Here is a 26703-nt window from a genome sequence, read left to right as displayed (position 1 = left end):
AGACAGGTCTGCCATTAACGTCTTATTTTCTTGGAAACGGAGACATTAAAAAAGTGCTAAGTCATAGGTTCTAATCTATGGCTTAGCACTACTTTTTTAATTCAACTCCTAAAGTCAGGTATAATACACGAAATCCGTCGATTTATCAATCTTTTACGCGGATTTTTGCAAGTACCTGGCTCTCAATCTGAGCCAGTTTCTCTTTAAATTCACCCTGTGTCATTTCAGCAGTGGTAAATGCGCATTCTTCCGGAAGCTGATCCAGGCTGATCACTTCAATCTCACCGAATACTTTCTTCGCTTCCTCCGCTGCATCTTTCTTAATTCTCACGAAAAATCTTCCGGTTACATCATCCAGCGGTTTCAGAACTGCAGGAGTGCTGTTCCAGTTTGTTGCGATATTTGTATGGAGATGTTTGGCCGCATCTACAATATCGCCAACTACAGCACTTGCAGTAGGCAGTTTACCTGCGCCACTTCCATAGAACATAGCATCTCCCAGCATATTTCCATGTACAAAAACTGCATTAAATACATCATTAACGCTGTAAAGAGGGCTATCCTGTCCGATCAGGAACGGTGCTACCATTGCATAGCAGGTTCCATCTTCCAGTCTGCGGCTGGTTCCCAGAAGTTTGATGGTTCTGCCAAGCTTCGCAGCATATTCCATGTCTTCTGGTGTGATCTTTGTGATTCCCTCTGTATAAATATCTTCGAAATCAAAATATCTCTCATAAGCAAGGGAGGAAAGGATTGCGATCTTACGGCATGCATCGTAGCCCTCTACATCTGCAGTCGGGTCTGCCTCTGCGTATCCTTTCTGCTGGGCTTCTTTTAATACGGTATCGAATTCGCATCCTTCTGTGCTCATCTTGTAAAGCATGTAGTTAGTTGTTCCGTTGAGGATACCTGTCACTTCATCGATCTCATCTCCTGTAAGGGAAGAATTGATCACACGGATGATCGGAATTCCGCCACCGCAGCTTGCCTCAAATAAGAAGTTGATGCTCTTTTCCTTTGCGATATCCATAAGTTCGCGGCCGTGTTTGGCAACCAGAGCTTTGTTGGATGTACATACATTCTTTCCTGCCAGAAGTGCTTTCTTTACAAATGTAAATGCCGGTTCTACACCACCCATTACTTCTACTACGATATCTACTTCCGGGTCATTGACGATCTGCTCATAATCATGAACCAGAACTTTCTCTACAGGCTGTCCCGGAAACTCGCGAAGATCCAGAACATATTTTACATTGAGTTCCTGTCCGGCACGTCTTGCAATACTTTCTTTGTTTGTGTTTAATACTTCAAATACACCGCTTCCTACTGTGCCATATCCTAAAATTGCTACATTGATCATTTTTCTTTTACTCCCTGCCTAATATTTTCAGATAGTGAATTCCTTCACTCTGTTCAATCGTCTCTACCATTGCCTCTGCATCTCCCTCTCCCGGAAGAATATCCACACTCAAAGTAAGTGTGGCAACTCCATTGATCGGAATACTCTGATGAATGGTAAGAATGTTTCCGTGAAACCGTGCAATCGTCTGCAGGACAACCGACAAAAGCCCCGGCTCGTCATCCATCTGGATGATAAAGGTGATGGTCTTTCCCCTGGTTTCCTCATGAAATGGGAAAATATCATCTTTGTATTTGTAGAAAGAACTTCTGCTGATCCCGGTCCGCTCTGCTGCATCCTGCACGGTATCTACCTTGCCAGAGTCCAGAAGCTTCTTAGCTTCTACGACCTTCAGCAGAACTTCCGGGACTGCACGTTCCCTTACTACGAAATATTTCTTTTTCTCTGATCCTGGTTTCTGCATCTCTATTTACCTGTCCGTTTCTTAAAGACATTTGTGTTCATACAATGGATATATTAACACAACAGCTAGAAATACGCAAGAAATAAGTTATTTCCTGTAAATGAAAATCCTTCAATAAAAACTGCTGTTCACTCATCCCGGCAATACGCTTTGCAAAACATCCGCATACAAAAATTAATCTGCAATAAATTCTTTATACAACACGAAAAGGCTGTCCTGCTTCAGACAGCCTTTTTTATTCATTATTTCTTCAGCGCGATCCACTTCAGATATGCGTTGATAAAGATATCGATTCCTCCATCCAGCACTGCATCCACATTTCCGGTCTCTTCGCTTGTACGATGATCCTTGACCATAGTATATGGCTGCATGACATAAGAACGGATCTGATTTCCCCATCCGATATCAGTTACTTCACCACGGATACCGGAAAGCTTCTCCTCTGCTTCCTGCTGTTTGAGAAGATACAGCTTTGCTTTCAGCATCTGCATAGCTTTGTCTTTATTCATATGCTGAGAACGTTCATTCTGACACTGTACCACGATTCCGGTCGGGAAATGTGTGATACGGATAGCAGATGATGTCTTGTTGATATGCTGACCGCCGGCACCACTGCTTCGATAAGTATCGATACGGATGTCGTCGTCACTGATCTCTACATCCAGATCCTTCTTGATATCCGGCATAACATCGCAGGATACAAAGGAAGTCTGGCGTTTACCTGCTGCATTGAAAGGAGAGATACGTACCAGACGGTGAACTCCTTTCTCTGATTTCAGATAACCGTAAGCATTTGTTCCGTTTACCTGGAAAGTAACAGATTTGATACCTGCCTCATCACCGTCCAGATAGTCCAGCACTTCCAGACTGAAGCCTTTCTTATCTACCCAGCGGCTGTACATACGGTAAAGCATTCCGCACCAGTCACATGCCTCTGTTCCGCCTGCACCTGCATTCAGCTTGATAATGGCGTTCTCACTGTCATATTCTCCGGAAAGAAGTGTCTTGATACGGATATTGTCGAAATCTCTCTGGAACTCATCCAGCATCTCCTGAATTTCAGGAATGAGTGCAGGATCGTTCTCTTCATATCCCATCTCGATCATGGTTTCCATATCTTCCATCTGAGTGATCAGATTCTGATAGGTCTCCATGTCATCTTTCATGTCTTTTAATTCTTTCATCTTCTTCTGGGAAACTTCTGCGTCATCCCAGAAATCAGGCGCTTCCATTTCGCGCTCTAATTCTTCAACCTTCTGCTCTTTGTTAGCGAGGTCAAAGTGAATCCCTCACTTCCACTAATGGTTCTGTATAAGTCGCAAGAATACTCTTGAACTGGTCTAATTCAACCACAGCTTCACCCACTTTCTTATTTTAAATATATCGCAAACATCGTTTTTTACAGTTTGACTCGCTTAAAATAATAGCATATCTTCAGACAAATTACAAACAAAGAATTTATGAGAAGAAACTCTCCGCAACACTCATATCTGCGATATATCCAACAGTTCCTGTCATATAGATCATTCCATCTTCTTCAATGTCGATCTGGATCATTCCACCCGGCTGGTTTACGTTAATACGGGATTCTACCAGGCCAAGTTTATATGCTGCCGCAGCGGCTGCACAGCTTCCTGTTCCAGAGGCTTTTGTATATCCAGAGCCTCTTTCCCAGATCTCAATATCCAGATTTCCTTTATCGATCTGACGGCAGATCTGCAGATTCATTCTCTCTGGAAATTCATCCGCGTTTTCCACATACGGTCCCAGATTCTTAACTGCTTCTGCACTTACGTTATCTGTAAAAATGATACAATGTGGATTTCCGACTGTCAGGCAGGTAGCTTTATATTCTTTTCCATGAAATACAAATGCTTCTTTGATTACTTCACGAACCTCTCCAGATACCGGAATATCACTTGAGATAAAAGAAGGTTTTCCCATATTTACTTTAAACTCTGTTGCACGGCTGTTCAGGCATTCCACATGGATGGTGCCGGCCATGGTTTCGATATCGAATTTTTTCTCTGTAATATATCCCTGATCCATCAGATATTTTGCAAAAATACGAACACCATTTCCACTGATTGCTGATTCGCTTCCATCTGCGTTAAAAATACGCACGCCAAGTTTTCCGTCAATCTCTACAGGTCCATAGAGCACACCATCTGCACCAAGTCCAAATCCTCTCTGACAGAGAAGTGCTATCTTCTTTCCCTGAAGCTGTACCTGATTCTTCTTCGGATCCAGGATCAGATAATCATTTCCAAGTCCCTGATATTTACTCATGATAATTGTATTTGCCATAGCCGCATCCCTCTCCTTATCTATATTCTAAGATCTTATTTCCTGTTTTTATCTGTACTCATCGCTGTTAGAAACATTATATTCCATTATTTTTACCATGTATATGGATTAAAATGCGAATAATATTGCAAAAAATGCTATATGATATTTATATAATCTATGTTATTATAAAAGTAATCTGTAAAATATTTTTACATAAAAAAGGAGGATGTTTAATGAAAAGAAAAAAGTTGTTATTCTTATGTGTTATGTTCTGCCTGAGTCTTATGATGTCTATATCAGTACAGGCAGCATCAAAGCAGGCACCTATTTATAAGGAGTTCCTGCTTAATCATCCATCTTACACGTGGTTTCGTACCCTGGATATTAATAAAGATGGTGTAAAAGAACTCATTATCAGTGAAAACCAGCAACCGTACCGTTCTAATATTTATTATATTTACACTGTAAAAAAAGAAAAAATGGTTTATCTTGGAAGAGTATCTCATTCCAACACTTTCAAAGATGGAACAAGTAAAGTTATTTTTTATAATTCCAAACTAAAAGCTATCAGAGAAGTCGTAACAGGTCCACACAGTTTAGGATTATCTTTATATAAAATTTCAGGATCAACCCTTAAAGGTATTGCTTACTCTAATGAAACCTATGGACGATTCCCTGTTTATGCTTTTACCAAAAATGGCAAAGATACTTACTATTCCACAACAACAGGTATAAAAAAATTCAAACAATTAGTTGATCAGTATTTCTATAAAGGCTGTAAGAAATATACATTATATAAGAATAATGCAGCAAATCGCTCTAGCAAACTCTGATCAATTCATAATATCCCCTGTTTTCAGACATAGACAGGGGATATATTTATACAAAAAAGACCATTATATCAGTTCTCTGATATAACAGCCTTACTGTGTTATCACTCCTCTCTATTCTGTTTTCTATTTCTTTACCCCATTTCGAAATAGTTACAAAGTTTTTACGATTACTTTGTAATTGTATGATACTATTATCGTGTGATAATGTCAATATCTTTGTAGCATACTTTCTCAAAAAATGTTATGATGTTGTTACTGTTCATTGGTAATATCCCGCGAGGTGTTTTTTGTGAGCGAAGGTCACAGAAAACCCAAGACATACCGCGCGAATTTATGCGATTAGCATAAATTCTGTGCATCGCGAAGCGTGTTACTGGGCACGAAGTGAACAGTAACATGATATTGTCAGTGAACATCACTTTATAATATCCCAGATACTAACGTTCAGGGAGGATAGCATGTTATTTTCAGAACAGTTCGAACAGACCGAGAAAACCGGATATTTAAATGAAGAGTTTCGTCTTTTTCATATTAAAGATCAGACAAAGAAAGAGTTTGCCTACCACTATCATGATTTCCACAAAGTTGTGATTTTTATTTCCGGAAAGGCGGCTTATCATATAGAGGGAAAATCTTATCATCTAAAGCCCTGGGATATTCTTTTGGTGAACCGTCATGCGATTCACCGCCCGGAGATTGATCCTTCTGTTCCGTATGAACGTTTCATTCTGTGGATCCAGAATGACATTCCCTGGCAGGAATTGTTAAAATGTTTCCAGAAGGCAAATGACAGAAGCTATAACCTGATACGTCTGAACTCTGCTCTTCAGGAAAAGATGAAAGATATTCTGTTTGAGCTGGAAAATTCTGCAAAATCCGATGGCTACGGAAAAAATATCCTGACGCAGTCACTGTTTCTCCAGTTTATGGTTTATCTGAATCGTATTTTTCTGGAAAAGCAATATATTTTTGATAAAAAATCCTATACTTTTGACTCGCAGATTGCCAGTATCCTTCAATATATCAATCACAACCTGAAGGAAGATCTGTCTGTCGAAACTCTTGCTTCCAAATATTATGTAAGCAAGTACCACCTGATGCGGAAGTTCAAAGAAGAAACCGGATATACCCTTCATAATTATATTGTAAATAAACGTTTGCTCATGGCGCGTACCCTGATTTCTGAGGGAATGCCCGTAACAAAAGCAGCACAGGAAAGCGGTTTTGCAGAATATAGCACCTTTTCCCGGGCGTACCGTAAACAGTTCAAAACTACTCCAAGCGAAGAATCGCCTCATTAACCAATACAGGCTTCTCTTTTTACTGCCATGCCAGACATCTAATCATTCTACTTCATTTAACAAAAAAGATGTGACCGTATCCGAAAGAACGTTTTCATCCAGATATAGTCACATCTTTTTATTTTCTCAATTCATGCTTATAAAAGCATCTTCTTCAAATTTTCTCAGGACGGGCTTATTTCATTTTCTTTTTTGCCACTGCACAGTAGAATACAAATCCCAGCAATACCAGTGCTACGATCATCCATCCAACTAATGCTGCAGTTCCCAGACCTGCAAATTTATCATAGTAACCTTTTAGATAAATAACGATAATGATCGCAGGAATTCCGTAGGATACATAGCCTTTGAGGGATTTCGGGAATTTCATTCCGGTACCGGCATTTGCTTCTGCAATGAAGTTATTCCATCCCCATCCATTCTTTCTGGTACAGAACAGAAGGTATCCAAGACTTCCCAGAGGAAGAAGGTTATTGGAAACAATAAAGTCCTCCAGATCCATGATGTTGCTTCCGTCACCAAATGGCTGGAATCCGGAAAGTACATTGAATCCAAGTACACATGGAATGCTCAGGATCACTACCAGAACCGCACATACAACAACGCTCTTCTTACGGTTCCATCTAAACAGTTCCATATTAAATACGATCAGGTTCTCAAATACAGCAATGATCGTAGAAATTGCCGCAAATGTCAGGAACAGGAAGAATAAACTTCCCCATAAAGCTCCGCCGCTCATCTGTGCAAAAATATTCGGCAGAGTGATAAAAATAAGACTCGGGCCTGCATCTGGCTGGATTCCGTAGGAGAAACATGCCGGGATAATGATAAATCCGGCTGTCAGAGCTACAAATGTATCCAGTACAGTGATACTTACTGCCTCACCTGTCAGGCTTCTGGATTTGTCCAGATAACTTCCGAAGATCAGCATCGCACCGATACCAATGGATAATGTAAAGAATGACTGGCTTAATGCAGCAAATACAACATTTCCAATGCCTGCATCTTTAATCTTCTGAAAATCAGGAACCAGATAGAAACGGATTCCCTCTCCTGCTCCATCCATCATAACAGAGTGAACTGCCAGGATTACCATAATGATCAGCAGTGCGCTCATCATTACTTTGGAAATCTTTTCGATACCATTCTGCAGACCCATGAAGCAGACTGCAAAACCGATGATACAGATAATTACCATCCAAAGCATCATTGTTGGCGCATTTCCAAGCATATCAGAAAAGGACTGTGTTACCATCTCCGGAGTTGCCCCAACGAAATCTCCGCGCAGACTCTTTACACAATAATAAAGCATCCATCCACCTACTGTTGTGTAGAACATCATTAACATGTAACATCCAATGATACCAATGGATTTCAGCGGCTTCCAGCAGGTTCCTGCAGGTGCCAGTTTGTCGAAGCATTTCGCAACGCTTGTGTGGCTTCCACGTCCCACTGCGAATTCAGATACCAGAACCGGAATACCAAGGATTACGAGGAAACATAAGTAGATCAGGATAAAAGCTGCACCTCCATATGCCCCGCAGATATACGGGAACTTCCATACGTTTCCAATACCGATGGCACATCCTGCTGATACCAGGATGAAACCAAGCCGTGAGCTAAACGACTCTCTTTTCATACTTTTTCCCCCTTTTAGGTTTTATAATTGTCATCGTTCATAAAGTGATCCCGTCTTCTATATTGTACAGTCCACTTTCTGCCCGGCAACGTACTTCATAAGGCATAAAATTCCACTGAAGCCTTACATCATTTAAAGCAGAGTTACTGCATCAGACTAATATGTCAATTCAACGCATTAACGTATTTCCGTCACGATAAAAGGGCTTCTTAGTTGAGCCCTTTTATCTTATCAGCAGTTCTGTTCTGCTTTCACTATTCTCTTTTCAAAAATCATCCAAAACAATCTCAGGCTTTGTTCTTACGTCCGCAGCACTGTTTGTATTTCTTACCACTTCCGCATGGACACGGATCGTTCGGATATACTTTGATTTCTTTTCTCTGAACTGGTTTCTTAACGGAACTGTCATCCTTGTTGGTTCCGGTAACTTTGGCAACCTGCTCACGTTCAATCTTCTGCTCTACATGTACATGGTACAGCATACGAAGTGTATCTTCCTGGATAGATGTGATCATGCTGTTGAACATATCAAATGCACTCATCTTGTACTCAACAACCGGGTCTCTCTGTCCGTATGCAGCAAGTCCGATACCCTGACGGAGAATTTCCATATCATCAATGTGATCCATCCACTTGCTGTCGATGCATTTCAAAAGTACAACACGCTCTAATTCACGAAGCTGTTCCGGTTCAGGGAACTCTGCCTCTTTTGCTTCATAGAGTTTCACTGCTTCTTCTTTCAGTTCATGCTTGATCTCATCGCGTTTCTTGCCTTTTACACTCTTAAGTGTAAGTGGCTTAACCGGAATGATCGGAAGAAGGACACCGTTAAATTCATTCAGATCCCACTCTTCAGAATCTACATCATCTGAGAAGCACATATCTACATAAGTATCTACAGTATCCTGAATCATCTTGTAGATTGCTTCACGCATGTTCTCACCATCGAGAACCTGACGACGCTCTTTATAGATGATCTCACGCTGTTCATTGTTAACCTGGTCATAGTCAAGAAGATTCTTACGAATACCGAAGTTGTTGAACTCGATCTTCTCCTGTGCTTTCTCGATCGCATTGGAAAGCATCTTATGTTCGATCTGCTCATTCTCAGCAACACCAAGAGATGTGAATATCTTCATCAGTCTCTCAGAACCGAACAGACGCATCAGGTCATCCTCAAGGGAAATGTAGAAACGGGATTCACCCGGGTCTCCCTGACGACCGGAACGTCCACGGAGCTGATTATCGATACGTCTGGATTCGTGACGCTCTGTACCAATGATCATCAGACCACCGGCCTCTCTGGACACATCATCCAGCTTGATATCAGTACCACGACCTGCCATGTTAGTAGCGATCGTAACTGCACCTGCACGACCTGCCTGTGCTACAATCTCAGCTTCAAGTTCATGGAACTTAGCATTCAATACATTATGTTTGATTCCCTGCTTCTTCAGCATACGGCTGATAAGTTCAGAAGTTTCAATTGTAATTGTACCAACCAGTACTGGCTGCTGTTTTGCATGAGCTTCCACTACAGCATTAACAACTGCGTTGAATTTCTCTTTCTTTGTCATATAAACAGCATCTTCATGGTCAACACGGATTACCGGTTTGTTAGTCGGAATCTCAACAACGTCCATTGCATAGATATCACGGAACTCTTTCTCCTCTGTGATAGCTGTACCGGTCATACCGCCCTTCTTGTCATATTTATTAAAGAAGTTCTGGAATGTGATTGTTGCCAGAGTCTTGCTCTCACGTTTGATCTTAACATGCTCTTTTGCTTCGATTGCCTGATGAAGACCGTCTGAATAACGACGTCCCGGCATAATACGTCCGGTAAACTCATCAACGATAAGGATCTCATCATCCTTAACTACGTAATCCTGATCCTTGTGCATCAGGTTATGGGCACGAAGTGCAAGAGTAATATTGTGCTGGATCTCCAGGTTTTCCGGATCTGCCAGGTTCTCGATATGGAAGAATTTCTCTACCTTATGAACACCCTGCTCAGTAAGGTTTACGATCTTATCTTTCTCATTTACAACGAAATCACCTGTCTCGATAACTTCCTCACCCATGATGGCTGCCATTTTGGTCATCTCATGGCTGGCTTCACCACGCTCTAACTGCTGAGCAAGGATATCGCAGGCTTCATATAATTTGGTAGACTTTCCACTCTGTCCGGAAATGATCAGAGGTGTACGCGCCTCATCGATCAGAATGGAGTCGACCTCATCAATGATACAGTAGTGCAAGTCTCTCTGTACCAGCTGTTCTTTATAGATAACCATGTTGTCACGCAGATAATCGAAACCAAGTTCGTTATTGGTAACATAAGTAATATCACAGTTATATGCAGCACGACGCTCGTCCTGCTTCATGTCATTTAAAACAACACCAACTGTCAGACCAAGGAATTCGTGGATCTGTCCCATTTCCTCGGAATCTCGTTTAGCCAGGTAATCGTTGACTGTAACGATGTGAACACCTTTACCCTCCAGAGCATTTAAGTATGCCGGAAGTGTAGCAACAAGTGTTTTACCTTCACCTGTTCTCATCTCTGCGATACGGCCCTGGTGAAGAATGATACCACCGATGAGCTGTACACGGAAATGTTCCATTCCAAGAACACGCTTGCCGGCTTCACGTACAACCGCAAATGCCTCAGGAAGCAGATCATCCAGTGTCTCTCCCTCTTCAAGACGTTTCTTAAATTCTCTTGTTTTTCCTCTAAGTTCCTCGTCACTTAATTTCTGCATGTCCGGGCGCAGGCTCTCGATTTTCTCAACCAGAGGCACGATACGCTTAACCTCTCGCTGGCTGCGGCTCCCGAATACTTTTGAAAACACATTCATATTAGGTTTAACTCCTGTTATCTCTTTATATTATCTGTTACCAGTATAAACATTTTCTTTATACACAATGTTACTGTTCACTTTGTTCTCAGTAACTGCACAATACTTATCTATTCTAACACTTTCCTATATGGAAAACAATGAATTTTTCTTGAACAAAGAAAGAAATTTGTTGGCATTTATAAACTTTTTGTATAGTTTTTATTATACACGCTTTGTCTCAATGATCAGTTTTCCAAATTTATGCAGTTCTTTTTCTGCCTGTGTGAAATTCGGTAAGTGCCACTCCCAATTCGGAGATCCGATGGTTCCCGGTGTATTGATATGGCCTTCTTTTCCAAGTCCAAGAATATCTGCAAGCGGGATAATTGCATATTCTGCCTGATTCTGCAGGGTATACTTCAGGAATCTTTCTTTCATGGATCCATAAGATGCGCCTGCTTTCTTCAGCATACGGCGGACTTTTCTTCTGGCTGCAGTACTCATGCCATTGTACCACTGCATAATGGTGTCATTGTCGTGAGTTCCTGTATAAAAGATCATATTTTCCACATCATGGAAGGTATCACGGGCATATTTTCCACTTGTATCCACAGAGAAGATAAGGATTTTCATACCTTTCAGATGGTAATGATCTTTCAGTACCAGAACTTCCGGACGAAGCAGTCCCAGATCCTCTGCCACCAGATTCAGTCCCGGAATCTCTTTCTTTAATATGTCAATTACTTCATATCCCGGCGCTTCGATCCATTCGCCGTCAATGGCTGTCGGGCATGTTGCAGGAATTTTCCAGTATGTATCAAATGCCCGAAAATGATCGATTCGGATGATGTCAAACAACTTATTGCTGTAACCAATTCTGTTTACCCAGAACTGATAATTCTGTTTTTTCATATGATCCCAGTCATAAATCGGATTTCCCCATCTCTGTCCTGTTGCGCTGAAATAATCCGGCGGTACTCCTGCGATGAAGATCGGACGTCCATCTGTATCCAATAAGAAATTATCTTTTCCGCCCCATACATCTACAGAATCCTGACCTACATAGAACGGAACATCTCCCATGATCTCAATTCCTGCTTCATTTGCAGCTTTCTTCACATTCATCCACTGTGTATAGAAAATATACTGAAGGAACATCTGATGCTGTGCTTCTGCCTCTGTCTCTGCCAGTAATTCATGCCTGTTCTCCGGCCAGTTTCTGTCTTCTTCTGCCCAGTCATTCCAACAGGCTCCATTGTTTGCTTTCTTCAGAGCACGGAATACTCCGTATTCATACACCCAGTCCTGTGAAACAAATTCCTTATATGCAGGCTCTTCCTGTCCGTTCTTCTCCTGAAATGCTGCAAATGCTTCTCTCAGATACGGTTCTCTGTACTGGCGGACAGCATCATAATCAACCCTCTTTGCATTCTGTAAAAATGCTTCCGGTGCTTCTTTCAAAAGCCCATCCTCTGCAAGCTTATCCAGGCTGATATATAATTCATCTCCTGCGCAGGAGGAATATGGCTGGTATGGTGAATTTCCATATCCTACCGGGTTCAGTGGAAGGATCTGCCATATTTTGACATGGTTCTTCTTTAATAATTCTATAAAGTGAAATGCTGACTCTCCAAGTTCTCCGGCACCTACTCTGGACGGAAGTGCGGAAACTGGCATTAATACTCCGGCTTTTCTCATAGTATTCTATTCCTTCTTTCTTCAAGACTTTCGTAACTGTTCAGTAGACTGCTGAACAGTTACAGACTTTCTAATATTCTACCATATTTCAGGTAGTACGTCAAAATTCAAGCAGGAAAAAGCAATATAAAACAGCCAGATGTGAAACACTACTGTTTTTCATGTTTCACATCTGGCTGAAATTTTGTTTCTATATATTACTTCTTCTCCGGCACTATTTTCGCTGCGATCAGACAAAGAATAACCGTGATCACCATATCCGGCAGTGTATTTCCTACCGGCATATCAATATTCATAAGAATACGATACACACCAAATCCGATCACCCAGATGATCATATTCGGAATATGTACTGCCCGGCTGCTTTTATCCAAGTCCAGAATAAAGAAATCTGCAATCTGAATAGCGATCATTGGTGCAAATACAGAACCAATCAGATACAGAAAATCTGTAATATTATCCATCGGATATACGATTGCTGCAATGGTTCCAATAACGGTTACTACAATCGCCACATGTTTTCCATTCCATTTACTTACGATGGTCTCACTGGAAATACCTGCAGAATAAGCATCCAGAAATGTAGTTGTCACTGTTGAGAACACAATGATCAAAAGTCCTGCAATTCCCAGGCCTGCTTTTAACATAATCTGCGCAATATCATACTCTCCGGTAATAATCGCAGCGCCCATTCCAATCACATACATCCAGCAGCTCACAAGCCCGTATGTCACTGCACTGACTGCTGTTGCTTTCACAGGCTTTTCCGCTTCTCTTGTGTAGTCACTGATCAGCGGAAGCCAGGATAACGGCATGGCAACGCCAAGTTCTACTGCTGCTCCGAATGTCATACTGTCATCAGTAGCTACACCTGCACCGCCTCCGGTAAAAATCACCTTACAGAGGATCAATGTCAGGATAAACAAAGCTGCCATGGCAACCGTATTGATCTTTCCAAGATTTGTAATTCCAATGACGATCCAGAGGATGATCAGTGCTCCGATGACCAGACACCAGATCCAGCGTCCTGTATTTACCACCCCGTCTGCTGCCAGTGCACCGTCATAAATCATAATGGCAGTCCAGCCAACAAGCTGAAGCACATTCAAAACAGCAAACAGAATACTTCCTTTCTGTCCAAAGCTCATTTTTACAGTTTCCATGGCGCTCTTTCTGACTTTACCGCCGATCACACCTGCCAGAAACAGCATCAGGCAGCCGATGATATGTCCCACAATAATTGCTGCCAGACCTTTTCCCATGCCAAGCGGTGCCAGGTAAGTTCCTGTCAGGATTTCTGCTATAGAAACTCCCGCTCCAAACCAGATCAGTCCGTTTTCAAATAAGCCGGTTCTTTTCGTTTCCATGAGACTTATACCTCCCCGGCTTCTTTCTTATATTCTCCTGTGATCGCAAATCCATGATCCATCGGGCCGCTGCCTTTTCCCAGATCCAGCATTGCTGCCAGCGCACCTGAAATGTAGTCTTTCGCACGTTCTACAGCTCTATCCATATCAAATCCTTTCGCAAGATTAGATGCAATAGCGCTGGAAAGAGTACAGCCAGTTCCATGGGTATTTGGATTATCAATGCGTTTTCCCTCAAACCAGCGATAGGAACCATTTCTGTAGAGGAGATCATTGGCATCATTTAACTTATGTCCTCCTTTACAGAGAACTGCGCAATGGTATCTGTCACTGATTTTCTTTGCTGCCTCTATCATATCCTCTGCTGTATGGATTTCCATTTCTGCCAGAACCTCTGCCTCCGGAATATTCGGAGTCAACACACTTGCAATAGGAAGTAACCGCTGTTTTAAAGTCCCGATAGCTTCATCACTGATCAGCTTTGCTCCGCTTGTTGCCACCATAACCGGGTCAACTACAATATTCTTTGCTTTATATTCCTCCAGTTTATCTGCAATCTTCTCGATCAAAGCACCAGAAGATACCATTCCGATCTTCACTGCATCCGGATAAATGTCTGTAAAAATATTATCCAGTTCTTCCCCCAGAAATTCCGGTGTCACTTCCATGATCGCCGTCACCCCTGTGGTATTCTGTGCTGTCAGTGCCGTAATCGCACTCATGGCATAAACGCCGTTTGCAAGCATTGTCTTAATATCTGCCTGGATCCCTGCTCCACCGCTGGAATCACTTCCTGCAATCGTTACTGCTGTTTTCATTTTCTGTTTACTCCTCTTTTCATCTCTCTACAAATAGCATTACTGTTTTCATCCCATCCACTGTACGTAGAAAATTTATGCTAACGTGCTTCCACCATTTTCGCGGTAGCTTCTTTCAGCTCTTCTGCTGCTTTTTTTATGTCCGGCTTCGCAAAGATAGCACTGATAACTGCAATTCCACAAAGTCCACATCCTGCCAATTCCTGTACGTTATCTTTTGAAATACCACCGATCGCAATGACCGGAATATCCACTGCTTCACAGATAGCTTTCACTGTTTCGTGATCTACTTCCACTGCATCATCCTTGGAACTGGTTGGAAATACTGCACCTACCCCCAGATAATCTGCACCACGTTCCTGAGCGAGAAGTGCCTGTTCTACAGTCTGGGCAGATACTCCGACAATCTTATCTTTTCCAAGTTTTGCACGGACATCTCCGGCTTCCATATCACTCTGTCCTACATGAACACCGTCTGCACCAACTTCCAGTGCAAGTTCCACATCATCATCCAGCACAAACGGAACCTGATATTTCGCACAAAGTTCTTTCAGTTCCTTTGCCTCTTTAAGAAAAGTCTCATGATCCAGATGTTTCTCACGAAGCTGTACAAATGTTGCTCCACCCTCCAGTGCTTTCTCAACCTGACTGTAAAGAGTTTCACCATTTAACCAACTTCTGTCTGTCACTGCATAAAGCAGTAAATCTTTCTTATCGCACTTCATATTTCGCACCCTCATCTAACTGTTCTTTTGTCATATTATAAATTGCATCAATGATCCTGTTTCTGTAAGTAGAATTGCCGTCACCTTTCTGCATATAACTCCATCCGATTTCTCCTGCAAGTCCCATCGCGCCGACTGCTGCAGCTGCTGCTTCTAACTTCTGTTCTGGGTTTGCGACAAGATATGCTGTCATAAGACCGGATAACTGGCATCCTGTTCCTGTGATCCTTCCCATTTCCGGACGGCCATTACGGATCACATAGCATTTCTCTCCATCACTGACAAGGTCGATTGCTCCTGTTATGGCAACAATACTTCCTGATTTCTCTGCAAATTTCTTTGCAAATGCAACTGCTTCATCCAAATTCTCTTCTGACACTGCATCAGCTACATCTGCATCAACGCCCTTGGTTGTACCACTTCCTGCTGCCAGTGTCTTAACTTCTGAAATATTTCCACGGATCACATCCACCTTTAACTCCTGTATCAGCTTCACTGCTGTATTTGTTCGAAGGGAACTTGCACCTGCTCCTACCGGGTCTAAAAGTACCATGTGCCGCAGTTCATTAGCCTTATGCCCTGCTTTCAGCATTCCTTCGATTGTTCTCACATTCAGAGTTCCGATATTGATATTCAGCCCTCCGCAGATTGCTGTAATTTCCTCTACATCCTGCGGCTCATCTGACATGATCGGGCTTGCCCCGCTCGCAAGGATTACATTTGCCACATCATTTACTGTGACATAATTAGTGATATTGTGGACAAGAGGTTCTCTTTCTCTGACATTCTGTAAACATGTACCCAGCATAATTCTTATCTCCTTTTCGTCGTTTTTAATGACACCTGAAAGACTTCGGAAAAACGGCATAAAAAAACAGATATACCTGTTTGATATATCTGCTCAAATTCACGTTTGTATTTATACTTACGTATCCATTCCCTACGTTGGCATTATCCAAATCAGGTTTGCAGGTCTGGGCATTCATCCCACTCTCAGCCTGCTTGATACGCAAGCTCCCTGTTGTTCATTATTTTGTTGTTCATTACTCTTTTCTTCTTTATTATACATAATATTCAGATTTTGGCAAGTTTTTTATAACGTAAAAAGAATTTTAATCTGCTCTCAATTTATTTTTTGACATAAAAAAACTTCCGTGCAGAAGTTTTTTTATTCCGCACGGAAGTTCTTTTGTTGTTGTTATGAAAACTTTTCTTATGGCCTTTTATGTTCTGATAAGGTTTAGAGCGTGTTCTAGAGCGTATTTGAAAAATCATTCCCACAATCTGCACACCCCACTTTGCGGTATATTTTGTCCGAATTCGGTTGTCGTATTAGAATTCTGGTTCAATTAAACCGTAAGTATTACCTTTACGTTTGTAGACTACGTTTACCTGCTCGGTCTCTGCATTATAGAATACAAAGAAGTTATGTCCAAGAAGTTCCATCTGTACGCATGCATCTTCCGGATACATTGGTTTAATCCCGAATTTCTTGGTACGGATGATCTTAACATCTTCATCTTCATCATAATCTTTATCCAGATATGCTTTCTGGAAGTTTGCAGCTGCCTGCTGTTTGTCTACAATTTTATTTTTGTACTTGCGAAGCTGACGTTCAATGACTTCTTCAACCAGATCGATTGATACATACATGTCATTGCTTACCTGTTCGGAACGGATAATGTTTCCTTTTACAGGGATTGTTACTTCGATTTTCTGTCTTTCTTTTTCAACACTTAAAGTTACTACAACTTCGGTGTCAGGAGTGAAATACCTTTCCAGTTTACTGAGCTTGTCCTGGACCGCTGTCTTAAGACCTTCTGTAACTGTAATATTCTTTCCGCTGATGATAAATTTCATGCTTCCATCCCCTTTGCTGTTTGATGAATCTATTATAACACACCTTTTTGAATTTTAACACTATTTTATTAAAATTTCACATTTTTTCTGTTTACTTCAGGAATAGAAGAGGAATTCTTGTCCTATTATGTCGAAATTTGGCAACTATTCAGTAGTCTATTATCCTGTATCTCATTGCCAGATGCATTTTTTACGTTCACCGCGCGGGATATTATCAGTGAACAGTAAAATTTTTATCACTGATTCAGACATTAAGCCTCTACTCATAATCAAAACAATGAACTTCGAGTCAAACGGATATTCTCAATTGAAGCATAGGAGTTACTTGATTCGATTAAAGTTTAATTAGCTCAGCAAAAGGAATACTGCCTCCAAAGAGATCCAGTGCACTTCCCACTGTAACATCCAGTCTGTTTTTTCCATAAGTACGCAGATCTTCGATATCAGCCATAGAGCCAACACCACCCGCATAGGTGACTGGATTTCCCTTATATTCCCCAAGCAGAGCTGCCAGTTCAGTCTCTACACCATGTGCTTTGCCTTCCACATCAACTGCATGTACCAGAAACTCATCACAGTAGCTTCCCAGCTCTTCCATTACTTCCAGAGTCACTGTAACATCCGTAAATTTCTGCCAGCGATCTGTCACGATATAATATTTTCCGTCTTTCTTACGGCAACTCAGGTCAAGGACCAGATTCTCCTTTCCTGCCGCTTCTTTCATCTTATTCAGATTCTCCCAGGAAATCTTTCCATCTTTAAACACATAGGATGTGACGATCACATGGCTTGCCCCTGCATCCAGATATTCTCCGGCATTCTGCGGATTCACACCGCCACCGATCTGCAACCCCTTAGGGTAAGCGCCCAGTGCAAGGAGTGCCTGTGCTTTCGTTGCTTCATAATAAGGAGAATCCAGACTGTTCAGCAGGATTACATGACCGCCTTTTATACCAGCTTTCTTATACAGTTCTGCATAAAATGCTGCATCCTGCTCAGACACAAAATTCTCTTTTGCCTGGTCCTGTACATCTGTAAGGCTTCCTCCAACAATCTGTTTCACTTTTCCATTATGTATATCAATGCATGGCCTGAATTTCATTATAAATAACCTCCATATAGCGATTCCTTTTAGACTTTACTTTGATAATACCATAAATCGTTGCAAATGTCCTGCCTTTTTTCTCAAATATAGAGACTGCTGCACCTGTTATCGTCTATCTGCAAGCAGTCTCTTTGACTTTTTGTTATTTTTCCTTATCTTCCTTCTGCCGCATTTCCGATTGCATCACCCACGTCTTCTACCGCATCTCCAACTCCATCTCCGAGATCTCTTACTCCATTTCCAAGTGCTCCTGAAGCAGTGCCATTGTTATCCGTATTATCTGTCATTCCGTCTTCTGCTGCCCCGTTGCCTGTGCCCTCTTCCACTACCGTTCCATTATCTGTGGAAATTTCAGCATTGCCATCTGTATTCGTATTATTGTCCGTACTTGCATTATTCCCTGTGTTATCAGCTGCAGTATTATTTTTATTATCATCTGTAGCATTATTGTTATCCGCAGCATTGTCAGCATCGTCCATTCCATTATCTTCAGTAATGTTTCCATCTTCAGTTGTATCTACTTCATCTGCCGCATTGTCAGCGTTTCCACATGCTGTAAACATACATAAGGACATGATCAGTGCTGCACTCACAAGAATTTTTTTCGCTTTTTTTCTCATATTCGTCTCCTGTTCCCGGAAAGCAGTCCGCCGGTTCTCGGGCAGAATCCCTCCGCTTTGTCATATTATAATTTTATGTTATATGATGCTGACAGCAGAGTCATTTTCAGTTGTTCAGCTTCTGCTGTCATTGTATTTTTAATATGTGCATAAAACGTAATACTATTCTGGAAAAAATTTACTTTTCATGCTATGATTCTAGTACATCGAAAATTAAGTATCTGCTATATTGACGCAGGATGAGTTTCTCATATGCAAGGCGGAGAAATGAGGCGTAGCGGTGGCTACGGCGATTGACGACAACGCGGCAGATGAAAAATCAGACAAGTCAATATGGCTGTTACTTAATATTCGATGTACTAGTGTGCCGACAAATTGATTCTTGAAACAATCTTGCAGTATAAATTTTTTTATTTCAAGGCGGAGGAATGAGGCGTAGCGGTGGCTACGGCGACCGACGACAACGCGGAAATAAGAAATTTAGACGCAAGATTGTTCGAGAAATCAACTTGTTGGCACACTAGTGAACAGTTACAATACAAAACGCATTACAGGAGGTTATTATGAAAAGAAAAAGCAACTATTCCATACGCAGCGCCATTCTTATGATGATTGCTGCCTTTTTCCTGCTGTTCACCTGCAGTGTTTCTACTATCTATGCGTCCACACTTCAGAAACCAGACATCGCAGCAGCCGGAAAATTTGTAAAAGACGGTGATTACTGGATCTATCGTTATGATGACAAAACAATCGCCAAAAATGTATTCCTGAAAATTGACAAAAAAACTTATTATTTTAACAAACTTGGTCATCGATGGTGCAGCTGGCATACGATCAATGGAAAAAATTATTATTTCGGAACCAGATCACAGGGATATCTGATCAAAAACTCTCTTATTAAATACAAAGGAAGCTATTATTACGTCGGCAAGGACGGTTCTATGATCACCGGATGGTTCACAGATAATGCCGGCAGGAAATATTATTTCGGCAAAGATGGAAAAGCAGTTACCGGCAAACATAAGATAAGTGGTACTTATTACTATTTCAATCAGAACGGCACTGTTACACATACCGGATTGAATTATAATCTTTCTTCTGACTGTGCATTATTGATGAATGCAGATACCGGCAAGATTGTTTATGCAAAAAATGAAAACGTTGCACATGCCAACGCCAGCACAACCAAGATCATGACCTGTATCCTTGCACTTGAGAACAGCAAACTGACTGATAAAGTAAAGTTCTCTTCTTATGCAGCATCCATTGAACCAAGTAAACTTTATGCAAATGCCGGTGAAGTATTCTACATGAGAGATATGCTTTATTCGCTGATGCTTCCTTCTCATAATGATACTGCTGTAGCAATTGCAGAGCATATCAGTGGTTCTACTTCCAAATTTGTCAAATTGATGAATCAGAAGGCTGCACAGATTGGATGTACCAATACCCATTTTGCAACGCCAAATGGTCTTGATGCCGGATATAACCATTACACAACTGCTTCCGATCTGGCAAAAATCGCTCAGTATGCGATCAAAAAGCCAATGTTCAGAAAACTGGTCGGTACCAGCTATTATTCATTCTCCAATCTTAATACAGGCCGCAGTTATTATGTTGGAACCACCAATGCCCTCCTTGGAAACGTACCTGGAGTTCAGGGCATGAAAACAGGTTATACCAATAAAGCAGGTTATTGTTTCGTAGGTTTATCTACTTCCGCTAAGGGAAATACTTATATTTCTGTTGTTCTGGGTGCAGATTCATCCTCTGCACGCTGGCAGGATTCCCGTACCCTGCTGACCTACGCATATAATCATTAATTATAAATCAAATGTAACTATTCTGCAGTCTACTATTTTGCGAGGTGTTTTGGCATAAAAATACCAAAATCCCGAGACATACAAGTTAAAATCCTATCGCCGCAGGCGATTTTCAATGGATTTTGACTCTATTCCTGTCATAGTAAAAGGGAAGTGTATCGGTAAATCCACCGAAGACACTTCCCTTTTTATATACATCTGATTTTTTGTTTTTATTATTATTTAGCGCTGATAACGTCGCTCATGTCATATCTTCCTGCCGGTTTGCCAGCAAGGAATTTAGCAGCCTCGATCGCACCTTTTCCAAATACAGCTTTAGAATAAGCAGTATGCTTAAATTCGATTACTTCATCCGAACCCGCGAAAATCACTTCGTGTTCTCCGACAATTGTACCACCGCGCACTGCAGAAATACCGATTTCTTTATCATCACGCATTTCACGTCTCTGGCTGCGGTCATAAGTATAATGATACTGATTATCCATCGCTTCATTGATACTGTCTGCCAGTGCCAGTGCTGTTCCGCTCGGAGCATCCAGTTTCAATCTGTGATGTTTCTCAACAACTTCAATATCAAATCCCGCTGTTGCCAGAACCTTTGCAGCGTCCTGAAGCAGTTTCATTAATGTGTTGATTCCGAGAGACATATTTGCAGATTTCAGTACTGCAACATTCTTGGCAGTCTCTTCAACCTTTGCAAGCTGCTCTTCACTTAAACCTGTTGTACATAATACAACCGGAAGTTTACGCTTCTCGCAGTAAGCAAGAAGTGCGTCTGTTGCTTTTGCAGAAGAGAAATCGATAAGGGCATCTGCCTCTACCTGACATTCTTCCATATTTGTATATACAGGGTAGCTGTTCTTTCCCTGATCTGTAACATCAATACCTGCTACGATCTCAGCATCCGAATCCTTCTCAACCAGTTCGGAAATTACCTGACCCATATGACCGTTGCAGCCATGCATAATAATCTTTACCATTTGTATTTTCCTCTCAATTCCAGCCACATCAATATTGTTTACATTTCAGACCGGATCACTGCGTTCTCAGCAGCTATTCAGTCACACGAAACCATATCTGTTTTTATGCAAGTTTGATTCCAAAGTTCTTCAGTTCTGCAGCAAGTTTCTCTTTGTTTGCTTCTTCCATCTCGGATAATGGCATACGAAGAGGTCCTACTTCCTGTCCCATCAGGTTCAGGGCTGTTTTAACCGGAATCGGGTTTACTTCACTGAACAGTGCATGGATCAGCGGGATTGCTTTTAACTGGATCTCTGCTGCGCCCTTTGTATCTCCCTCTAAGAACTTCATAACCATATCATGAGTTTCCTTAGGAGCAACATTGGAAAGTACGGAAATTACACCAAGTCCGCCAAGTGAAAGGATCGGGAGTACCTGGTCGTCATTTCCAGAATACAGTTCGATCGCACCGTCTGCCATAGCCATCATAGTTGCAATCTGTGAAAGATCTCCGCTTGCTGCTTTGATACCAACGATGTTTTTAACGTTCTTAGCCAGAGCTACCGCTGTTGCAGGCTGGATATTACATCCTGTACGGCTTGGAACATTGTACATAATGATCGGTGTTTCCAGAACTGCTTCTGCGATTGCTGTATAATGAGCGATCAGACCCTTCTGAGTTGCTTTGTTATAATATGGAGTTACTACCAGAAGTGCATCTGCACCGTAGGAAGCAGCTTCTTTTGACATCATGATCGCAGTCTCTGTACAGTTGGAACCTGTACCTGCAATGACCGGAACACGTTTATTTACTTTGTCGATCGCAAACTTAATTGTCTTAAGATGCTCTCCGTGTGTCATTGTAGATGATTCTCCTGTTGTTCCGCAAATGATGATCGCATCTGTACTGTTTGCAATCTGATACTCCAGGAGTTCCTCCAGTTTATCATAGTTAACCTTACCGTCTTCATACATAGGGGTTACGATCGCAACACCTGCACCTTTAAAAATTGCCATTTGCTCTCCTCCTTTATTCTTCTGTAGTTTCTTCTATATAGGATACCGTTTCTTTCGTAAAACGTCCCCTATAAGTTCTCTGTTGTCAGTGTAGTTATGCTGTCTGCATATTTACGCAGGCTGTCAGGTAACGTCCGTCCTGTAAGCAGGATGTGCATACTCTCATCTTTCATGCTCAGAATCTCTCCGATAGCCTCTGCTGTAGTGATCCCGTAATCCGGAAGTGCAAGGATTTCATCAAGAAGCAGGAAATCACATTCCTGAGTTGCAATAACTTTTCGCGCAAAATTTAAAGCATTAAGAATGTTTGTCTTCTCTTCTGCTTTCTCCTGCTCGTTCAGTTCCTCGTAACACTCATCATGCTTTTCAAAACGAAATATCTTAATATCCAGATTATCCAGATCCTCCAGGAAATCCAGCTCTCTGCGCTCTCTTCCTTTCAGAAACTGAATAATAATGACGCTTTTACCCTGGGTGGAAGCTCTCAGACACTGACCAATTGCCAATGTTGTCTTTCCTTTTCCTCCACCGCAGTAAACCTCTGTAAATTCTTTTTCCATAACAAACAATTCCTCTTATCGCTGTTGAAATTGTACCTTCTTTATAGACATAATAAACAGTATCCTGTTCGTTACTGTTCACTGGTAATATCCCGCGAGATGTTTTTTGTAAGCGAAGGTCACCTACAGAACCTGCCACTGGCAGCTTCTTACGGATGCATGGCAACAGAAAACCCGAGACATACAGCGCGAAGCGTGTTGCTGAGAACGTAGTGAACAGTAACTCCTGTTTTTATCTGAATACGCTTATATTACCGCAGTTTATGAAGAATTGCAAGTAATTAATAGTGAACAGCAGTTACTGTTTGCGTGCCGCTATTCCATATATTCCAGCTTACTTACAGAGACTTCATACGCAATCCTTTTCTCTGTTTCATTCTCGCCGATACGTTTCATATATTCTCTGCTCTGGATACGGCCCCAGATCAGGACATGGCCTCCTACCTCAAAAGCGGATGCATAGCGGGCATTTCTGCCCCAGCAGATGCATGGTATGTAGTCTGATTTTCCATATGGACGGTTGACTGCCAGAAGCACATCCGCGATTTCTCTTCCCAGAGGAGTTTTACGATATACCGGCGGTTTACAGATAAATCCGTCAAGGAAGATCTGATTTACCGGGACAGTCTCATCCTCTTCTTCCACGAATTTCAGCTCTCTGGTAAATACGGAAAGTACGAGACGGTTATGTTTCTCTTCATGCCGGTTGTAGGAACGGAACTGGCCATGGATCTCTACATATTCTCCGATATAGTCCTGTGTCACATCCACCAGTCGTTCTGAGACCATCACCGGGATCCTGTCTTCCGAATCGCTGAGTCTCTTGACCAGCAGTTCCGTCATATAGAAGCCTTCTCCAAAGACCTGATGACTGAATGTGAATCCTGCTGCAATTTTTCCCATCATAGATACCTGATTGTTTTCAATAATTTTATCTGCCATAATGTGGTTCTCCTTCCTCGTAGAGCACCTGCGCCCGGAAAATGTCGTCAGACGGACCGTGAATATCCTCTGCTGCTTTCCATTTTCGGCATATGCTCCAGTTACCTTGTATTGTTCTTTATATAGTTATGTACAGGCTTTCCCGTTTAGAACCAGAATTTATAAAAATAAAAAAATTTATTTCAACACCTTGTAATCTGGCGAAAATGTGGTAAACTGGAAATTCGGGTAACTAATCAAAGAAAAATCACATATAATAGGAAGAATAAATCCATCTGCGTAATTCCATAAACGTTACTGTTCACTCCGTTCTCAGTAACACGCTTCGCGATGCACAGAATTTATGCTAATCGCATAAATTCGCGCCGTATGTCTCGGGATTTTGGCATATGCATGCCAAAACACCTCGCGGGATAGTGGCATGTGAACAGTAACCCATAAACTGCTTTATGGTGAAATATCCCGGAATTTTGACATATGTCACCGGATAATAACAGGCGAGCAGTAGTGAATAATCCGCAGGTAACTGTAAATAATATTCAAACTTAAAGAGGAAAGGAAAATCATTTTATGAGAACAAAACGTGAAGACGTCCGTAACGTAGCCATCATCGCACACGTTGACCACGGTAAAACAACTCTGGTTGACCAGCTTCTGAAACAGAGCGGTGTATTCCGTGAGAACCAGGAGGTTCAGGAACGTGTCATGGACTCCAATGACATCGAACGTGAGCGTGGTATCACTATTTTATCCAAGAATACAGCTATTCATTACAAAGATACAAAGATCAACATCATCGACACACCAGGACATGCTGATTTCGGTGGCGAAGTAGAACGTGTACTTAAGATGGTAGACGGAGTTATTCTTCTCGTTGATGCTTTCGAAGGTGCTATGCCTCAGACTAAGTTCGTTCTTAAGAAAGCACTGGAACTTGATCTTCATGTTATCGTATGTATCAACAAGATCGACCGTCCGGAAGCTCGTCCTGACGAGGTTGTAGATGAAGTTCTGGAACTTCTTATGGATCTTGGTGCTTCTGATGAGCAGCTTGACTGTCCGTTCCTGTATGCTTCCGCAAAAGCAGGACATGCTGTAATCGACTTAAACGATACTCCTAAGGATATGGCTCCGCTGTTTGACGCAATCCTGAAATATATCCCGGCTCCTGAGGGAGATCCGGATGCAGATACTCAGGTTCTGATCAGTACAATTGACTACAACGAATATGTTGGACGTATCGGTGTAGGTAAAGTTGAGAATGGTAAAATTGCTGTTAATCAGGAACTGACTCTGTTAAACCATCATGATCTGGACAAACGTAAGAAAGTTAAGATCAGCAAGCTTTATGAGTTTGACGGTCTGAATAAAGTTGAAGTAAAGGAAGCTACTATTGGTTCCATCGTTGCTATTTCCGGTATCGCAGATATCCACATCGGTGATACTCTTTGCGGTGGAGAGAACCCGGAAGCAATTCCTTTCCAGAAGATTTCCGAGCCTACTATTGCCATGAACTTCATCGTAAATGACAGTCCACTGGCAGGCCAGGAAGGTAAATACATCACATCCCGTCATCTTCGTGACCGTCTCTACCGCGAGCTGAATACAGACGTCAGCCTTCGTGTAGAAGATACTGAGACAACAGAGGCATTTAAAGTTTCCGGACGTGGAGAACTTCATCTGTCTGTCCTGATTGAGAACATGAGACGCGAAGGTTATGAATTCGCAGTAAGTAAACCGGAAGTTCTGTATAAAACAGACGAGCGCGGTAAGAAACTTGAGCCAATGGAAATCGCTTATGTAGATGTTCCAGAAGAATTCTCCGGTACTGTAATTCAGAAGCTGAGTGAGCGTAAAGGTGAGCTGCAGGGTATGAGCACTGCCAGCGATGGTACTGTACGTCTGGAATTCCACATTCCTTCCCGTGGACTGATTGGATTCCGTGGTGAATTCCTTACTTCCACTAAAGGTACTGGTATTATCAATACTATGTTTGATGGATATGCACCTTATAAGGGAGATTTCCAGTACAGAAAACAGGGATCTCTGATCGCTTTCGAGGCTGGCGAAGCTGTTACTTATGGTCTGTTCGCAGCCCAGGAGCGTGGTACTCTGTTTATCGGACCTGGTGCAAAAGTTTACAGCGGTATGGTTATCGGACAGAATGGTAAAGCCGAAGATATCGAGCTGAACGTATGCAAGACAAAGCATCTGACTAACACACGTTCTTCTTCCGCCGATGATGCACTGAAATTAACTCCACCAAGAGTTCTCAGTCTGGAACAGGCCATCGATTTCATCGACCAGGATGAACTCCTTGAGGTTACACCGGAATCTCTCCGTATCCGTAAGAGACTTCTGGATTCCAGAGAACGTAAGAGAGCAGCTTTCAGAAAAGCCTGAAACAAATAGAAACTTAAGAAAAACTAAGCCCTGCAGATTTTGCAGGGCTTAGTTTTTCTTAATCATTACTGTTCACT

23 protein-coding genes, 1 pseudogene and 1 riboswitch are annotated in these 26703 nt (G+C 41.8%); of the genes and pseudogenes, 5 read left to right on the top strand and 19 right to left on the bottom strand.

The window, feature by feature from the left end; translation table 11 throughout:
- Positions 1–145: 145 nt before the first annotated feature.
- From KQI87_RS09915 to dapF, 4 genes are all read right to left on the bottom strand, one after another.
- Positions 146–1360 (bottom strand): homoserine dehydrogenase, encoded by a 1215-nt coding sequence (locus KQI87_RS09915; RefSeq protein WP_216460009.1) that lies wholly within the window; start codon positions 1358–1360, stop codon positions 146–148.
- A 7-nt stretch (positions 1361–1367) separates the two neighbouring features.
- Positions 1368–1823 carry an ACT domain-containing protein gene (locus KQI87_RS09910; protein ID WP_216460008.1) on the bottom strand — a complete coding sequence of 152 codons (456 nt, stop codon included), beginning with the start codon at positions 1821–1823 and terminating at the stop codon, positions 1368–1370.
- A gap of 242 nt (positions 1824–2065) precedes the next feature.
- Positions 2066–3176, bottom strand: a protein-coding gene (gene prfB / locus KQI87_RS09905) for a peptide chain release factor 2 (RefSeq protein ID WP_216460007.1) whose coding sequence is annotated in 2 segments (ribosomal slippage) — positions 2066–3100 and positions 3102–3176 — 1110 coding nt in all. Because the reading frame shifts where the segments join, the coding sequence is not laid out codon by codon here.
- A 105-nt stretch (positions 3177–3281) separates the two neighbouring features.
- Positions 3282–4130, bottom strand: a complete 849-nt coding sequence (dapF, locus tag KQI87_RS09900) for a diaminopimelate epimerase (protein ID WP_216460006.1) — start codon at positions 4128–4130, stop codon at positions 3282–3284.
- A 215-nt stretch (positions 4131–4345) separates the two neighbouring features.
- Between dapF and KQI87_RS09895 the strand changes: the two genes are divergently transcribed.
- A complete protein-coding gene (locus tag KQI87_RS09895) occupies positions 4346–4945 on the top strand; it encodes a hypothetical protein (protein WP_216460005.1) in 600 nt (199 codons plus the stop codon).
- A 458-nt stretch (positions 4946–5403) separates the two neighbouring features.
- Positions 5404–6246 carry an AraC family transcriptional regulator gene (locus KQI87_RS09890; RefSeq protein ID WP_216460004.1) on the top strand — a complete coding sequence of 281 codons (843 nt, stop codon included), beginning with the start codon at positions 5404–5406 and terminating at the stop codon, positions 6244–6246.
- 175 nt (positions 6247–6421) lie between these two features.
- Here KQI87_RS09890 and KQI87_RS09885 read toward each other — a convergent pair whose 3' ends face one another.
- From KQI87_RS09885 to KQI87_RS17550, 8 genes are all read right to left on the bottom strand, one after another.
- Positions 6422–7885, bottom strand: coding sequence for a sodium-dependent transporter (locus KQI87_RS09885; RefSeq protein WP_216460003.1), 1464 nt, complete (start codon positions 7883–7885; stop codon positions 6422–6424).
- A 287-nt stretch (positions 7886–8172) separates the two neighbouring features.
- Complete coding sequence (gene secA / locus KQI87_RS09880) at positions 8173–10746, bottom strand: preprotein translocase subunit SecA (RefSeq protein ID WP_216460002.1); 2574 nt, start codon at positions 10744–10746, stop codon at positions 8173–8175.
- A 204-nt stretch (positions 10747–10950) separates the two neighbouring features.
- Positions 10951–12426, bottom strand: coding sequence for a 4-alpha-glucanotransferase (malQ, locus tag KQI87_RS09875; protein ID WP_216460001.1), 1476 nt, complete (start codon positions 12424–12426; stop codon positions 10951–10953).
- 197 nt (positions 12427–12623) lie between these two features.
- Positions 12624–13793 carry a putative hydroxymethylpyrimidine transporter CytX gene (cytX, locus tag KQI87_RS09870; RefSeq protein WP_216460000.1) on the bottom strand — a complete coding sequence of 390 codons (1170 nt, stop codon included), beginning with the start codon at positions 13791–13793 and terminating at the stop codon, positions 12624–12626.
- Positions 13794–13798: 5 nt separating this feature from the next.
- Complete coding sequence (thiD, locus tag KQI87_RS09865) at positions 13799–14611, bottom strand: bifunctional hydroxymethylpyrimidine kinase/phosphomethylpyrimidine kinase (RefSeq protein ID WP_216459999.1); 813 nt, start codon at positions 14609–14611, stop codon at positions 13799–13801.
- Positions 14612–14691: 80 nt separating this feature from the next.
- Complete coding sequence (gene thiE, locus KQI87_RS09860) at positions 14692–15336, bottom strand: thiamine phosphate synthase (RefSeq protein ID WP_216459998.1); 645 nt, start codon at positions 15334–15336, stop codon at positions 14692–14694.
- Positions 15323–16144, bottom strand: a complete 822-nt coding sequence (thiM, locus tag KQI87_RS09855; protein WP_216459997.1) for a hydroxyethylthiazole kinase — start codon at positions 16142–16144, stop codon at positions 15323–15325. Before thiM ends, thiE begins: the two co-directional genes overlap by 14 nt.
- 112 nt (positions 16145–16256) lie before the next feature.
- A riboswitch (TPP riboswitch) is annotated at positions 16257–16367 on the bottom strand.
- 97 nt (positions 16368–16464) lie between these two features.
- A complete protein-coding gene (locus KQI87_RS17550; protein ID WP_442860614.1) occupies positions 16465–16656 on the bottom strand; it encodes a DUF6783 domain-containing protein in 192 nt (63 codons plus the stop codon).
- Here KQI87_RS17550 and KQI87_RS17545 point away from each other — a divergent pair.
- A pseudogene (locus KQI87_RS17545) lies at positions 16633–16689 on the top strand (hypothetical protein); the annotation flags it as partial. The gene KQI87_RS17550 and the pseudogene KQI87_RS17545 sit on opposite strands and share 24 nt — an antisense overlap.
- Here KQI87_RS17545 and hpf read toward each other — a convergent pair.
- From hpf to KQI87_RS09840, 3 genes are all read right to left on the bottom strand, one after another.
- Positions 16669–17196: a ribosome hibernation-promoting factor, HPF/YfiA family gene (hpf, locus tag KQI87_RS09850; RefSeq protein ID WP_216459996.1), complete on the bottom strand. Its 528-nt coding sequence runs from the start codon at positions 17194–17196 to the stop codon at positions 16669–16671. The pseudogene KQI87_RS17545 and the gene hpf sit on opposite strands and share 21 nt — an antisense overlap.
- A 334-nt stretch (positions 17197–17530) precedes the next feature.
- Positions 17531–18298 (bottom strand): phosphoribosylformimino-5-aminoimidazole carboxamide ribotide isomerase, encoded by a 768-nt coding sequence (hisA, locus tag KQI87_RS09845; protein ID WP_216459995.1) that lies wholly within the window; start codon positions 18296–18298, stop codon positions 17531–17533.
- Between the two features lie 155 nt (positions 18299–18453).
- Positions 18454–18921 (bottom strand): hypothetical protein, encoded by a 468-nt coding sequence (locus KQI87_RS09840; protein ID WP_216459994.1) that lies wholly within the window; start codon positions 18919–18921, stop codon positions 18454–18456.
- 563 nt (positions 18922–19484) lie between these two features.
- On the opposite strand from KQI87_RS09840, the gene KQI87_RS09835 reads away from it, so the two are divergent.
- Positions 19485–20744 carry a D-alanyl-D-alanine carboxypeptidase family protein gene (locus KQI87_RS09835; RefSeq protein WP_216459993.1) on the top strand — a complete coding sequence of 420 codons (1260 nt, stop codon included), beginning with the start codon at positions 19485–19487 and terminating at the stop codon, positions 20742–20744.
- A 218-nt stretch (positions 20745–20962) separates the two neighbouring features.
- Here the strand turns inward: KQI87_RS09835 and dapB are convergent, their stop codons facing one another.
- The 4 genes from dapB to KQI87_RS09815 form a co-directional block, all read right to left on the bottom strand.
- Positions 20963–21724: a 4-hydroxy-tetrahydrodipicolinate reductase gene (dapB, locus tag KQI87_RS09830; protein ID WP_216459992.1), complete on the bottom strand. Its 762-nt coding sequence runs from the start codon at positions 21722–21724 to the stop codon at positions 20963–20965.
- Between the two features lie 103 nt (positions 21725–21827).
- On the bottom strand, positions 21828–22721 hold the full coding sequence (dapA, locus tag KQI87_RS09825) for a 4-hydroxy-tetrahydrodipicolinate synthase (protein WP_216459991.1): 894 nt from the start codon (positions 22719–22721) through the stop codon (positions 21828–21830).
- Between the two features lie 68 nt (positions 22722–22789).
- Positions 22790–23281 (bottom strand): cob(I)yrinic acid a,c-diamide adenosyltransferase, encoded by a 492-nt coding sequence (locus KQI87_RS09820; protein WP_216459990.1) that lies wholly within the window; start codon positions 23279–23281, stop codon positions 22790–22792.
- Between the two features lie 315 nt (positions 23282–23596).
- Positions 23597–24223: a single-stranded DNA-binding protein gene (locus tag KQI87_RS09815; RefSeq protein ID WP_216459989.1), complete on the bottom strand. Its 627-nt coding sequence runs from the start codon at positions 24221–24223 to the stop codon at positions 23597–23599.
- A 570-nt stretch (positions 24224–24793) separates the two neighbouring features.
- Here KQI87_RS09815 and typA point away from each other — a divergent pair.
- Complete coding sequence (typA, locus tag KQI87_RS09810; protein ID WP_008706255.1) at positions 24794–26626, top strand: translational GTPase TypA; 1833 nt, start codon at positions 24794–24796, stop codon at positions 26624–26626.
- The last annotated feature ends 77 nt before the right edge of the window (positions 26627–26703 follow it).

It is taken from the genome of Blautia sp. MSJ-9 (assembly GCF_018919065.1).
Classification (GTDB): domain Bacteria; phylum Bacillota; class Clostridia; order Lachnospirales; family Lachnospiraceae; genus Blautia_A.
Note: the sequence above shows the minus strand (reverse complement) of the source record. Positions and strands in the feature narration are given on the sequence as shown.